At 31.7% G+C, this 14,464-nt stretch carries 14 protein-coding genes; 2 read left to right on the plus strand and 12 right to left on the minus strand.

The genetic code is table 11. From position 1 onward, the window contains the following. Window positions 1–105: 105 nt before the first annotated feature. Genes HUE88_RS05090 through HUE88_RS05125 form a run of 8 tightly spaced genes read right to left on the minus strand, consistent with a single transcriptional unit; the run spans window position 106 to window position 8,680 of the window. Window positions 106–1,317 (minus strand): type II secretion system F family protein, encoded by a 1,212-nt coding sequence (locus HUE88_RS05090; protein ID WP_194371740.1) that lies wholly within the window; start codon window positions 1,315–1,317, stop codon window positions 106–108. Continuing rightward, window positions 1,317–2,972: a GspE/PulE family protein gene (locus tag HUE88_RS05095; RefSeq protein ID WP_194371749.1), complete on the minus strand. Its 1,656-nt coding sequence runs from the start codon at window positions 2,970–2,972 to the stop codon at window positions 1,317–1,319. The genes HUE88_RS05090 and HUE88_RS05095 overlap by 1 nt, the downstream gene beginning before the upstream one ends. Before the next feature lie 9 nt (window positions 2,973–2,981). Next, window positions 2,982–3,890, minus strand: a complete 909-nt coding sequence (locus tag HUE88_RS05100) for a type II secretion system protein (RefSeq protein WP_194371751.1) — start codon at window positions 3,888–3,890, stop codon at window positions 2,982–2,984. 1 nt (window position 3,891) lies between these two features. Next, window positions 3,892–4,854: a tetratricopeptide repeat protein gene (locus HUE88_RS05105; RefSeq protein WP_194371753.1), complete on the minus strand. Its 963-nt coding sequence runs from the start codon at window positions 4,852–4,854 to the stop codon at window positions 3,892–3,894. Continuing rightward, window positions 4,851–6,326, minus strand: a complete 1,476-nt coding sequence (locus tag HUE88_RS05110) for a type II secretion system protein GspD (protein WP_194371755.1) — start codon at window positions 6,324–6,326, stop codon at window positions 4,851–4,853. Before HUE88_RS05110 ends, HUE88_RS05105 begins: the two co-directional genes overlap by 4 nt. Continuing rightward, a complete protein-coding gene (locus tag HUE88_RS05115) occupies window positions 6,305–6,805 on the minus strand; it encodes a hypothetical protein (protein WP_194371757.1) in 501 nt (166 codons plus the stop codon). Before HUE88_RS05115 ends, HUE88_RS05110 begins: the two co-directional genes overlap by 22 nt. After that, window positions 6,795–7,283 carry a hypothetical protein gene (locus tag HUE88_RS05120; RefSeq protein ID WP_194371759.1) on the minus strand — a complete coding sequence of 163 codons (489 nt, stop codon included), beginning with the start codon at window positions 7,281–7,283 and terminating at the stop codon, window positions 6,795–6,797. Before HUE88_RS05120 ends, HUE88_RS05115 begins: the two co-directional genes overlap by 11 nt. Then, window positions 7,280–8,680 (minus strand): hypothetical protein, encoded by a 1,401-nt coding sequence (locus HUE88_RS05125; RefSeq protein WP_194371761.1) that lies wholly within the window; start codon window positions 8,678–8,680, stop codon window positions 7,280–7,282. Before HUE88_RS05125 ends, HUE88_RS05120 begins: the two co-directional genes overlap by 4 nt. A 258-nt stretch (window positions 8,681–8,938) precedes the next feature. Here HUE88_RS05125 and bioV point away from each other — a divergent pair, with 258 nt between their 5' ends. Further along, entirely contained in the window at window positions 8,939–9,460 is a 522-nt protein-coding gene (bioV, locus tag HUE88_RS05130; protein WP_194371763.1) for a pimelyl-ACP methyl ester esterase BioV, read from the plus strand. Between the two features lie 11 nt (window positions 9,461–9,471). Beyond that, entirely contained in the window at window positions 9,472–10,005 is a 534-nt protein-coding gene (gene mog, locus HUE88_RS05135; protein ID WP_194371764.1) for a molybdopterin adenylyltransferase, read from the plus strand. Here mog and HUE88_RS05140 read toward each other — a convergent pair. From HUE88_RS05140 to HUE88_RS05155, 4 genes are read right to left on the minus strand one after another with little or no spacing between them, the layout of a single operon-like run. After that, window positions 9,998–10,951: a cation diffusion facilitator family transporter gene (locus HUE88_RS05140; RefSeq protein WP_194371765.1), complete on the minus strand. Its 954-nt coding sequence runs from the start codon at window positions 10,949–10,951 to the stop codon at window positions 9,998–10,000. The two genes, mog and HUE88_RS05140, sit on opposite strands and share 8 nt — an antisense overlap. Before the next feature lie 15 nt (window positions 10,952–10,966). Further along, window positions 10,967–11,704, minus strand: a complete 738-nt coding sequence (locus HUE88_RS05145; RefSeq protein ID WP_194371766.1) for a fumarate reductase iron-sulfur subunit — start codon at window positions 11,702–11,704, stop codon at window positions 10,967–10,969. Further along, on the minus strand, window positions 11,701–13,689 hold the full coding sequence (locus tag HUE88_RS05150; RefSeq protein ID WP_194371767.1) for a fumarate reductase flavoprotein subunit: 1,989 nt from the start codon (window positions 13,687–13,689) through the stop codon (window positions 11,701–11,703). The genes HUE88_RS05145 and HUE88_RS05150 overlap by 4 nt, the downstream gene beginning before the upstream one ends. Continuing rightward, the gene (locus HUE88_RS05155; RefSeq protein ID WP_194371768.1) at window positions 13,686–14,426 is read right to left on the minus strand and encodes a fumarate reductase cytochrome b subunit; all 741 of its coding nucleotides are present in this window, start codon (window positions 14,424–14,426) and stop codon (window positions 13,686–13,688) included. The genes HUE88_RS05150 and HUE88_RS05155 overlap by 4 nt, the downstream gene beginning before the upstream one ends. Window positions 14,427–14,464 lie beyond the last annotated feature (38 nt).

Genomic DNA, 14,464 nt, shown 5'->3' on the forward strand with positions numbered 1-14,464 from the left:
AACCTTAAAATGTATTTTCAGGAGTATACCTTAAATATATAAATAAATGCAAGAAACTAACATTAGCTTTAGTTATTAATATTTTTTTGTGTAAAACACACTTGTTTACTGGTCTATTTGCCCAATAAGGTCATACATAGGCCCCATAAGACCAACCATAATTAAAGCCATGAAACTACCAACAAATATCAAAACTACAGGTTCGATAACCTTTCCAATATTTTCAGCATAATAATCTACTTTTGAATAATAAAATTCAGAAATAAGTTCTAGTTGAGTGTCCAGAGACCCAGAACTTTCACCAACGCTTATCATTCTAAGCATAAATGGTGTAAATAGTTTCGTTTTTTTTAAAGCTTCTGAGAGTTGATTTCCACCTGCTACATCAGCAGTAGCATCGATAAGCGCTTTCTTGTAAAGCTCATTATTTGTAGTCTCTTTTAATATTTCAAGCGCAGTATACATTGGTACTCCAGAAACAATAGCTAAACGAAGATACTCTGCTATAAAAGCAATATTGAAGCCTGAAATAATATGTTTTATTACAGGTACTTTTAACAATAATTTATCTGTATGCCAGCGTATTATTTTATATTTAGCGTGTAATATTTTAAATAAAATTATAAAAACAACTAAGCTTATTACCATATAACTAATATAATCTGTGAAAAAATCTGAGGTAGCCATAATTAATAAAGTTAATGGAGGTAATTTAATACCCATCTCTGTAAAAAGTTCTGTCATTTGCGGCACAACATATATCATCCATACAAGCATTGCTCCAAATACTGCAAAAAAAGCAAATGAGGGGTAAATTAAAGCAGATTTAGCTTTCTTTTTTAGGGCCATTGTTTTTTTTAAAAAAGCTGCTCCTCTTTTAAGAGTTGTCTCCAATTGTCCTGTCTCTTCACCAATCCTAATTAGATTTAGTAACATTTTACCTATAACTTTTTCATATGATTTAAATGCTTCTGATAATGATTTACCTGCATTAATCTCATCTGCAATTTGTAGCAACATGTTTTTAAATCGAGCATTCTCACTATCTTCCGCTAAGTCTACTATTCCTTGGTGCAGTGGTAATCCTGATTTTATAACTAAATACATGTTATCAATAAGTTCTATCACCTCTTCTTGAAGTATTTTTTTCCCGCTAGATGGAACAATAAAAGATAAAAAACTTGGTAATTCTATAATATTTAATGGCAAAACACCTTGTTTTTCTAATCTTGAAACAAGTTGTTTATAGTCCTTTGCTTCAGCAAAATTAATACTTCTTTGCCCTTTAGTATTTAAACCTTGTATGAAATAATACATTAGTTAATAACTCTATCTATCTCACTAAAAGTTGTAATTCCAGTGAGAACTTTAATGTACCCATCTTCTTTCATGGAAAGCATCCCTTTTTTGTGAGCTAATTTTAAAATTTCTAGTGATGTTGCTTTAGCAGCAATCATTGACTCTATCTCTTCATCAATCTCTAGTATCTCTATAATTGCCTGTCTTCCAATATAGCCGGAGTTTTTGCAAACAGGGCATCCAACAGCTTTATATAATTCTCTTTCTTTGTGTAAATCTAAAATACGTTCTGACACTCCAAGTTCTTTAAGCTCTTCGTCGGTAACATCAAAAGGTTCCTTACATGTTTTACATAGTTTACGGACAAGGCGTTGAGCAAGAACAGCTAATAAACCAGAACCTATAAGATATGGCGGAACGCCCAAATCTTCTAATCTAGGTATTGTACCTATTGCATCATTTGTATGTAATGTCGACAATACTAAGTGACCCGTAATTGAGGCACGTATGGCTAGCTCTGCTGTTTGAGAGTCTCTTATTTCACCTACGAGCATTACATCTGGATCTTGACGCATAAAAGCACGAATTGCAGCATTAAAGGTGTATCCAGCTTTTTCGTTTAATTGCGTTTGCTTGATAAATGAAAATTTATATTCAATAGGATCTTCTATTGTCATAATATTTTTTTTGAGTGAGTCAACTTTACGAAGTGCGGAATATAGCGTAGTAGTTTTACCACTACCAGTTGGTCCTACAACAAGTATAATTCCATATGGTTTGTTGACAATTTTTTCAACTTTTTTACTGTTTTGTTCTGAAAGACCAAGAGATGTTAAACTAAAAAGTGAGGAGTTCTTCCCCAATACTCTCATTACAATGTTCTCGCCATGGTTTGTTGGAAGAGTAGAGATACGAATATCAAAACCTTCATTTAAAAAATTATAGCTAAATGCTCCATCTTGAGGTACTCTTTGTTCTGATATATTTAAATCACTGAGAATTTTTAATCTTGCACAAATTTGAGCATGTAGCTTGAATGGCAATGAATAGTAATGGCTAAGCACTCCATCAATACGAAAAAAAACATTAGTAACTGAGTGTTCAGGTGTTATATGAATATCAGTAACATTATCTTTAATCGCATTATTAATTAAAAGATTTACTAAATTAGGTAAGTTTATCTCAACACCATCTACTGTTTGCTTAACAGCACTTCGTATCTCAGCTCTAATTGGATTAATCAATTCATTGTAGTGTATTTGTACATGTCTAGCTATTGCTTTTTTATCTCCAACTACAAACTTAACCTCTCTATTTGAAATTTTTTTAATATAATCTTGTGTTACAAGGTCATTAACATCTTGAGTTGCTACAACTATATGCTTTTCATCAATACTTATTGGTAATATATTTCGTGCTACGGCTATGTCTTGCGATATAATTTTTAAAACATCCGGTGATGGTATTATGTCATCAAGGTTTAAATATTCTAACTTATTTTGAAAGGCAATAGCCTCGGAAATTTCACTAGATGTTACTATGTCTAAATCTTGAAGAATTTCTCCCAAAAAACTTGGATTTGCTTTTTGAACGTCAAGGGCAATAGCAATTTGGTCTTTTGTTACAAAACCAAGCTCTTCTAAAATCATTCCAATTGGTCTATAATCTGTCATACATCATCCTTATTTAAGTGAAACTGAGTAACTTCTTATGTCAGAGTTCCCATAGTTATCTGAAACATTAATATCAACTCTATTTGCTTGTTCAGAATCTCCAAAATATATATCTAACATAAAAGAGCTACAAGAGTGATTTCTGTAATAGCTATCTAGTTTCAATGGCTGCAAAGCACCATTACATTTCACTCTAATGTAAGATGCAGATGTGATGTTTTCTGCTATTTTGGCTTGCCAAGTGTATGAGGTAGGTGTGTCGTCATCAGTGTAGATTGGTACACTCTTAGATATATTGATATCAAGCAACGGAATATTATTTGTTATTAATCTTAAACTATCTTTGCATTGAATACTGCTTTTTAATTGGCTTAAAGTTACCCAATCAACTACATCGTCATATTCATCTGATTGTTTGTCAATAGGAGTTGTATTATCGTCTGTTTGTATAAACGAGGCATGAATATTAACCACCCTAGGGGTACCATTAATGGTTGCAGTTTGCATATTATAGTTTGCTCCAGCAGAAGCTACTACAAAGGCTACATTATCAATAGTGCGAGCTGGCACGCTTGGATTAATTTCATTAGGACTGTTATCTATAACTATTAACTTTGTTGATGTATAAGTACAGATGTCATCATTAACTAAATCAGAGTCTGGAGAATATAGCATTATTGCTTGATTTCCTTTTACTGGTGAAAGATTTTTACTAAATTCACTTTGGTTTGGTAAATAAGAATTTTCTAATGCAGCACCTATTATCGCATTTTTTGCAGCAATTACATTCTCTTTGGCTTCATAAATTTTACTTTTTTCTCTCATAGATTTCACAGCTTTAAGAGAACCACCAACAATCAAACCAATGATTGTCAAAGTTATTGCCATTTCTATTAGTGTAAATCCGTGCTTTTTCATATCAGTTTCCTATTTGTACTAATCTTTGTTTAGTAATTTTATAAATCTGATTTTCAAAGTCTACTTTTTCAAATACCTTATTATAAAGTTTTTTTGCTTTTTGTTTATCATTTTGAATATCTGCACTTCTGGCATATGAATAAATTATATAAGGATTTGTAGGATTTTTTTCGTATGCCAATTTATAAAAAGATGAAGCTCTTTGCATATCATTTTTTCTCTCAAAATAAGTAGCAGTTAATAACATTAAAAGACCACTATTGTCTACTGAAATATAGGGTAAAAGATTACTATAGTAATCTTTTTGCAAGCTTTGTACCGCTCCGTAAGCATATGCATATAAAAATTTTGATTGATAGTGCTCTTTATCTATTAACTCTTTAGCATTTAACCAAGCTCCTCTTTTTCCATAAAGATAACATAAATTATTTTTAATTTTATTGTTACTGTAGCCAGATGCTGATAACATTTCATAGTACATAATTGCCTCATACTCATCTCCCCTTTTATATGCATCATTTGCTTTAAGAGTTATATTTGATTTAGAGATTTTAGGAACAGTTATAGTATTTTGACTTATTTCAATAGGTTCTTTTTTTATTGTTTTATTGTCTTTTATTAATTCTCTTTGCATTTGTTCTAAAGTCAATTCTGAAATATATGCTGTTTTATATCCCATATTTTGCATTGTAAAAACAAAAGGTTTTAAATATTTATATGATCTATCTTGAGCAAATCTTGCAACATAATATTCGCCAGATTTATATACATGTGTTTTATTTTGAAATTGACTATTCATATTTTCAACTAATTCATTTGCATATTTTAAATCTTTAGTGGTAAAAAGTTGAATAGTGTAAACAGGCGTATGTTTGTTAGCAACAGCTTCATTGTCGTTTGAAAAAGACAAATCATCTGCTAGCAAAGATACTAATGTAAAAACAGTAGCTAATAATATTTTCATTGTTCTTCTATATTTAATTTAAGTAGAATGATTAGTTCTCTTTTTTCTTCAGTGTATACAGTTCTGCTAAATAGTGCGCCAAGGTATGGAATGTCACCAAGTAGAGGTACGCTTTCTACTTTTTTATTTTTCACATTACTTATAAGTCCACCAATCATTACTAAATCGTTGTCTTTAGCATAAATTGTTGTACCTGCTTCTTTAATATTAATAACTGGCGCTGTGGCAACTGTAACACCATCTTCATCAACATAAATAGCGTTACTTTCTATGCTTGAGCTGACTGGAATGATATTTAGCATAATGTTTCCATTCTTCATAATACTGGGAGTAACACCCATTGTAATTCCATCAAGAATATCTCGTCTATCATATGTAATAGTTCGTGTTTCAGGAGATCCTGAGGTTGCAGGTGTAATTAAAAGATTTTTTTCCCAATAAGGGATAAGTTTACCAGATGTAATTAAAGCTGATTGTCCGCTTAAAACCTTGATTCTAGGGTTAGATAGCGTATCAATGTTTCCGGCTGAATCTAGAGCAGATATAATCGCAGAAAAATTATTATGATTGTAAGTCGCTACTCCGGCAGTAGCACCGCTAAGACCTAATGTTTGAGACATAGCTAGTGTATCTCCAGATGTTAAGATGCTTTTACCTAAGGCACTCCAGTCTACACCAAGAGAGTGTCCATTATTTAGAATAACTTCTAAAATTCTAGCTTGAATTACAACTTGTTGACTTGATTTTCTTTTTATAGAATTTATCATTTTTTCAATAGCATCAACATTGTGTTTTTTATCATATACCGTTAAAGTTCCAGTAAAGGCATTAAGTGCATAATTACCATCTTTGCTTAGAATAGATTTAATATTGTTTTCAATTTCTTCGTAAAAATTATTTGATTTTTCAGGATTATTAAATTTTAGTTTAAAGTTGCCTTTAATCCCTTGTGTAGAATTTAGTGTATCACCTCCTAATTCCGAATCAAATGATGTTGTTGAATGAACATAGGGAATATCAAAGTTTTTTCTTATAAATTGTTTTACATGTAACATATTGCCTTGTAAAACATAATAATTTCCAGAAATATTCATAATAATTTCCAGAACTTCTTCAATTAAAGCATCCTGAACAGACATAGTTATTGGAATATTTGTATCAATATCATTGTCAATAACTAAATTAAGTCCTGATGTTTGAGATAATAGGTATAAAAGTTTACTTAAGCTTGTGTTCTCAGCAGAAAATGTAATTTTTTCTTCACTAAAAATAGATGGCTCTTGATATACTGATGGAAGCATAATTTGTGGTATGTCACCATTTTGTTTTTCTTGGGTTGATTGAAAATCTTTTATCATTTCAGCCCCACTTACATCCTTTATTTTATAATCATCTTTACTTAAAGAATTAGTATTAATTGAACAGCCACTAAGTAATAGTATTGTTGTGATTAGTTGAACATATATAACCATTTTTGTTTCTCCTTAAATTGTAGTAGTACTCGTCTTTGCTCAATAGAAATAAGCTTAGCATTGTGTATTGTATTGTTTAACTTAACAATTTTTCCGCTAATGATAGCCATATCTTTCTTGGGAAAACTCATTTGTAAGATTAGTGGATAATCTTGCGATAGCTGTTTTGCTGGCTGTGTAGTAGTGTCCGTGTTGGAATCATTTTTTGATATTGCATTATAAAGTACATTATTACTTACCCATTGTGAATTTTTATTCCTATTTTCAACATCTTTAATAACTTTCATATATGATTCATTCTGAGCTTCTATTTGTAGATAAATTTCGGCTTTATTTTTCAAATTTTTATCAGCATACTCTTCATACACAGGAAAAAAATATCTTGCATGTTGTGCAATGGCGTCAGAAAATATATATGTTAATATTGCAATAATAAAAGGAAGCAGCAAGATTGTTATTTGACGATTGTCAAGATTCATTATTATCCCCTTTATATATCTGTAATATTTGAATTTCACCAGTAATTATTTTCTCTCTCACATTCAGCTCTTTAAAGCGTATAAAACCTTTTTGATATTGAATTTCGATAAGTGCTTTTAATTGTGCCTTATTATCCCTGTCTATTTCATAATACACATCTAGATGTTTTGATACTCCCTGATCATAAATATATTTGTTAACTTTAAAGTTAAGATTTTTAGCATTACTGTCAAAAAAACTAACTAAATTCTCTTCTGCAAGATAATCATTTTCTGGAAGAGATACTATAGATGGTTTTATATTGTCGTCAAGCCAAGTGTTGATCTGAGAAATTTTCTTTAATTTTCTTATATCTCTTATATGCTCTTTATTTATCTGAATAATTTTTTGTTGTTCACTCTCAAACCAAGATATACTGTTAAACAACATTGCAGATAGAGTTAAACTTAAAGTTATTATTAACGATTTAATTATCATAATTTTCTTTTTCTTTTTGAGTTTTGTATGTCAGTATTACTCATTTTTAGTGTGCTAATAATGGCATTAAACTCAAGTGTAGTGTAATCTGTTTTATTGATATTTTCTGCAGAAATAGAAGAGTTTATATCATTAAATAATTCATTGAATTTTTTTTCAAATCTATATAGCGATTCTAATGAACTAAACTGCTTTTTAAAAGTTATTTTAAAAGTTGAATTATCATTTTCATTTTTCCAATCTATTGATTCTGGTTTGCGTAGTTCTATCAATGGTCTTAAAAGTAAAAAAGTGTCAGATGGATAATCTTTCAAATATTTTTCTGCAATTTCAATATGTGTCCAACTTTTTTGAAGATCAACTTGTGAATATGTGCTTGTTCTTTGAATCATACTTAGTAAATTATTTTTATTTCCTTCGTATTTAACTAGAATATCTTTATATTGTGAATATGCATCGTACGCAAAATATAAAGTGGTGAAAAAAACTAATATTGAAAATATCAAACTTGCACGCACGCCTATAAGATATTGCCTTGCACTAATTATAAATGTTGGAATAAAATTAAATTTTTTATTTACAAAGTAATTTCCAAGAGGAAGTATATAGTGTTGAAATTCTTCGTTGGATAAACCTTTAAATTTTGTGTTTGGATACAAAACACAAATAGGAATATTTACTATTAAAGATATTTGTTCGCACACGACATTATCTATAGATATTGAACCACTTAATGCTATTAATGAAAATTTTACATCTCTATACTGTTGCCCAATATATGCAATCGTTTTATTAATTTCATTAATCATTGCATTATGACGCTCCATGGGATCGTCAACAACAATTGAACTAGCACGCACATATCCTACTAATTTGTTGTCTTGCACAGCTAAAATCATTATTTTATTTGCATGCGTGTAAACTGATAAATAGTTATCTGCTTTTATACACTTTTGCGATATAGAAAAAAGTGAATATCTGCTAATTGTCGCATTTTTTATCTCACTAGTATCATTAAAATATTGAAACATCTTTAAATATTCTTCTTCATAAACACCAACAACTTTATAAGTTGTTGTTTCATCCTGCTTATTTTTAGATAACTTAGTGTAATTCAGTAATATATTATTGCTAAATAGTAAGTTTTTTAATTTACTTAAAATTAAATTTTTTATAACTTTGTCGTTTTTAATTGCTGAAGCGATTGTAACTTCTTCATCTAAAATATTATCTTGAGTTGAACTGACATAAAAATTTTTTTTGTCAATTAAATAATCTTTCAATTCTGACAATTCTAAAACTTCATCTTTAATGACTGTAAAAAAACCATCCTTCTTGTCAATTGTTAAGACAGATGCAAAGTTATTTTGAATATTAATTGAATTAAAGAGCGCCATTTACATCTTTCTACATAATTTTTTGTATTATAACAGTTTAATTATTAATTAATTTTTTATGTACATTAAATAAATTTATAGATATTTTATTTTTAAGATATATTGAATAATTAAGTGTAAATAATATTTCTTTTAAAGATGTTTTTGTGCTGTGTTAGTGATTACAAAGTATAATACAAAAACAGTATAAATAATTGTTTATTAAAGGATTTAAAATATTAGTTTATCCCCATACGCTAGCGCTTTTAAAGAGTTTAAATGAAATATTTTAACGGGTTTTCTCTTAAAAATGAGGAGTATCTTTTTAAGAAGTTTATAAACTCATCTGAATATACTACATGTGGATTTAGCTACGGAGCCATTAAAGCATTAGAACATGTTAAGCAAGAGCTGTCTTGTTCCAATAGAGTTGACACCCTTGTGCTAATATCACCGGCTTTTTTTCAAACAAAAAATGAAAAGTTTAAGAGATTACAGCTACTGTCTTTCACTAAAAATACAAGCCAGTATATAAGGCAATTTGTTGATTTGTGTTTCTCTCCACATGAAAAGAAAATAGTTGAACAGACAAGCACTAAAAAAGAAGAGCTTGAAGAGTTACTGAACTATGAGTGGGATTTGCAAGAGTTAAAAATAATATCTCAAAAAGGTATAAAAATAGAAGTCTATCTTGGAAGTGAAGACAAAATAATAGATGTCTGCGGAGCAAGAGAATTTTTCTTACAAATTGCTACTGTAACTTATATAAAAAATGCAAACCATTTTTTACAAATAAATTAATAGGAAAATATATGAGTGAAATAAAAATAGGTGTTATAACAGCAAGTGACAGAGCAAGCAAAGGGATATATGAGGATATATCCGGTGTTGCGATACAAGATACCATGAAAGATTATTTATCCAGCGAATTTGAAATAGTTTATAGATGTATCCCCGATGAGCAAGATATACTTGAAGAGACAATGAAAGAGTTATGCGACGAAGCAGGGTGCTGTTTGGTTGTTACCACAGGAGGAACAGGCCCTGCGCTACGTGATGTCACACCTGAGGCTACTGAAAATGTTTGTCAGAAGATGATGCCAGGCTTCGGTGAACTTATGAGACAAGTTAGTTTGAAGTATGTGCCAACGGCTATTTTATCACGTCAAACAGCTGGCATAAGAGGAAAAAGTCTAATTATAAATCTACCGGGAAAACCAAAATCAATTCGTGAGTGTTTAGATGCAGTTTTTCCGGCAGTTCCATATTGTATAGATTTGCTTGAAGGTCCGTTTATTGAGACTAACGAGAGTGTTATTAAGGCTTTTAGACCAAAAGCTAAATAACCGCTCCGTTGTAATCACAATGTGTCTGGTTTTTGAGATGTTTGCTTGAATCAACTTGAATCAATATATGATTAAATCCAATATGTTCGAGTTTATGTTTTATACTATGTGTGATTTTTTCTATATTTGAAAGACTTAATTCGTCATCATCTAAAACTATGTGAAACGATATAAAGTTGAATTTTGAACTTGGTCTAGAGATATGTAGGTCATTATATTCTAGAATCGACTTATCACTCTTTATAATCTCATCCAAACTCTCTTGAGATACATCTGTCGTATTTACATCCATCAGTGATAAAAAACTTTTTTTAAGCAGTGGATATGAGTGTTTTAAAATGTAAATTGAGAAAATTATAGTTAATACTGAATCTATATAATAAATTTTAAAATAATATATAAATATACCTGCAACAACAACACCAACGGATATAAGAGCATCACTTAGCATATGTAAGTAAGCAGATTGAATATTTGCATCTCCATGGTGGTGGTGATTATGTTCATGAGAATGGTCGTGAGAATGGTCATGACCGTGATCATGTTCAACTCCAAGAGAGTGCAATATGTAGGCGCTGACACCATTAGCTATTACAGCAATTGTCCCAACAACTATCATATATCCAGGTTCTATTACTTCTGGATTTAAAAACCTATTTATTGATTCATAAATCATATATAACATAGTTATAAATAGAAACATCGTATTTGTAAATGCTGCCATCATTTCAGCTTTTATAAAACCAAACGTATATTTAAATGTAGTTTTTTTTGCTCCTAGCTTTATTGCCATATATGTAATTGCAATAGCTAAAACATCACCAGTATTATGTAAAGCATCAGCAATTAGAGCAAAAGAGTTTGAAATAATTCCAAAAAATATTTCAGAAATTACAATTAATGAGTTAAATATAATAATCCAAAATATCTTTTTTTCTTTACTCATTTTATCTCTTTTATATTATTTCATTGATGTTTTAATCATCATTCTTCTAAGATAAGCAATCTTTACTTGTAGTGGTAAACTCTTAGGGCAGACATCTTCACATCCTAAAAGTGACATACATCCAAATACACCATCTTCATTTCCGATAAGGTTATAATACTCTTCATCGCTTCTCTTGTCTCTTGGATCTAGGTGGTATCTTGCTACTTTATTAAGACCAACAGCCCCAATAAATTCTTGTCTCATCTGAATGGTACCACACCCTGCTACGCAGCACCCGCACTCTATACAACGTTCAAGTTCATAAATTTCATCAGCAAGTTCTGGCTCCATTCTCTCTTCGAGTTTATCAACATTTAATTCTTTTTCTCTATTGTGTATCCAAGTCTCTAGGTGCTGATTTAAGTAGCGCATCCATTGCCCGGTGTAAACAGAGAGATCACCTATAAGTTTAAATAAAGGGAGTGGTGCCAAAGATATATTTACACCAAGTTTTGACGTTAGTGTTTTACATGCTAAAGTAGGAGTTCCGTTTACAAGCATAGAACAACTTCCACAGATTCCAGCACGACATACAAAATCAAATTTTAGTGAATTGTCGTGATGCTCTCTAATCTCATTAAGCGCTATAAAGAGCGTCATACCATGTGCTTCTTCAATTTCAAAAGTTTGCATATGAGGAAAATCTTCTGGATCATTTGGATCAAATCTTAAAATACTTATTTTTAAAATTCTATTTTTTTCTTCACTCATACATTTTCTCCTAATCTTTCATTAACTCCCTGATATTTTTTTGGAAGTTTATCAATAAACGGCATGAGAGCATTTTGAATATCAAAACGAGATGCTCCCTGTGCCTCAAGTTTTTCTGTTATATCGTCAACAATTTTTTGTCTCTCTTGCGAATCCGGATGAGGGTTTGTCAAATCTTTTCCATAACCGCGAAAACCGGGAGGTATCTCCATTTTTGATATATCGATATCTTCATAGCTTACCGTTGGCAGTACTTGTTTTTCATCTTCCCAGCTTGTTATGGTTCTTTTTAGCCAGTTTTCATCATCACGTTCAAGATAGTCTTCTCTGGAGTGTGCCCCGCGGCTCTCTTTTCTTAGCAGTGCTCCATAAGCTACGCAAAGTGCTACTTTAAGCATTTTTTGAGTTCTGTACGCATTTACTAAAGCTGGATTTGCTGCTTTACTTTTGGAGCGAAAAACTTCTATGTTCTCACTTCTTTTTAGAAGTTCTGATAGTTCATCTACAGCATTTTGAAGGTCATCTCCATTTCTGAATATTCCAACTTTTTCCATCATAATCTCTTCCATTCTACGACGAAGAATATACGCATCCTCGCCATTCTCTTTTTTAAGAAGAGCCTCTAGTTTATCATCCTCAGTTTTTAATGCTTCTTCAACAACGGCAGTATTTATTTGTATGTCACTATCTTTGCTATCTAGATAATCAGAAATATATTCACCAACTAGCATACCAGCTACAACTGTTTCACTAACAGAGTTTCCGCCAAGTCTATTAAAGCCGTGCATATCCCAGCAAGCTGCCTCGCCACATGAGTATAAACCTTTTAGTGTTTGTGATTCACCTGTGAATTTTGTACGAATTCCACCCATTGAGTAATGCTGCGTAGGGCGAACGGGTATCCAGTCCACTGCAGGATCTATACCTAGAAAATTTTCACAAATCTCTTTTACTTCTCTAAGATTTTTTTCAATGTGAGCACGTCCAAGTATAGTTATATCTAACCATAGATGATCGCCATAGCGAGACTTAACGCCTTTTCCTTTTCTGATATGCTCAGTCATTCTACGACTGACAACATCACGAGATGCAAGCTCTTTTTTTTCTGGTTCATAATCTGGCATAAATCTATAGCCATCTTTATCAAGAAGCAGTCCGCCATCACCGCGACAACCCTCTGTAGTTAAAATTCCTACAGGAACAATAGCTGTTGGATGAAACTGTATGGCTTCCATATTCCCAAGTGTCGCAACACCTGTTTCTAATGCTATAGCTTGCCCTATGCCTTGACAAATAACAGCGTTAGTAGAAACGCTATAAATTCTACCATATCCGCCAGTAGCTATAGTAGTTGCTTTTGCAACATAAGCAACTAACTCACCAGTCATTAAATTTCTTGCGACTGCACCATAACAACGACCATTTTCATGTATAAGTGATATAGCTTCAAGCCTTTCATGAATTTCAATTTTATCTTCATGTGCCTTGTTGTCCATAGCATAAAGCATACTATGTCCAGTCCCGTCAGATGTGTAGCAGGTTCTCCACTTTTTAGTACCGCCAAAATCTCTGGCTGTGATAAGACCATGTGCCTCATCTCTTTCTGTGATAGTGACTTTTTTTGCATTGATTACAGATTGTCTGTCACCTCTTTGAACTCTAGTCCAAGGAACTCCCCATTGTGCTAACTCTCTAATTGCTTTTGGAGCACAGTGTGTAAACATTCTGGCAACTTCTTGATCGGCTCCCCAGTCACTACCTTTGATAGTGTCATTAAAGTGTACATCTTCGTTGTCGCCTTCGCCCATTTTAGAGTTGGCTAAAGATGCTTGCATCCCACCTTGTGCTGCTGCAGAGTGTGAACGCTTTGGCGGTACTAGTGTTAGTACAATTACATCATGTCCGCGTCCTTTAACTCCTGTTGCAACTCTTAATCCTGCAAGTCCACCACCAATGATTAGCGAATCAGTGTAAATTATTTTCATTGTTGTGCCCCTTGTTGAACAGTCTTTGTAACTTGATGATATCTCTCTCCGGCCTTATCTTTGTGCTCAATACCTATCTTGATATAAGCTGCTAAAGTTAAAAATCCTAGAGTAAGAAAAAATATTGTAATTGCATATTTTAGTTTACGCAGATTGTTTCTGCTTTTTTTAGTGTCACTGCCTTCAAACCATCCCCATTTTAGTGCAAGACGATATATACCTACAGAACCATGTATTTCTACTGCCAATAACAGTAGTATATACAGCGGCCACATCCACTCAGTTACAACACGATCAGCTGATGCATATGGACCAATTTCTGAAGGGTTTGTCATAATGATATAGAGGTGAACAGAGCCTAAAAAGAACATTGCAAAACCAGTGAAAACTTGCCAAAACCAAAGAGTAGTGTCAGTATGATTTAGCGATTTAATATGATTTTTCATAATCGCATATTTCTTATAATTTGATGGAAACTTTCGTAACGCAACTAGAGCATGTACTATAAAAATTATAAAAATAGCTCCTGCTGCAATTGTCACTATAATTGGATATGATTCTCCAAAAAAGTATTCACCTTCAAAAAACTTTGTTACGCTGTACATAACATCTTTTCCAAGTAATATTGTAGATACAAAAAACATGTGCGCCCACATAAAGAGTGCGAGTATAAGACCACTTGCACTTTGGATAAAGTCTAGTCTAGCCGGTATTTTATCTATTTTTATCTGCTTCATATTACCCCATATAATTAATTGTTTGAATTATATTGTTT

It is taken from the genome of Candidatus Sulfurimonas baltica (assembly GCF_015265455.1).
Lineage (GTDB): Bacteria > Campylobacterota > Campylobacteria > Campylobacterales > Sulfurimonadaceae > Sulfurimonas > Sulfurimonas baltica.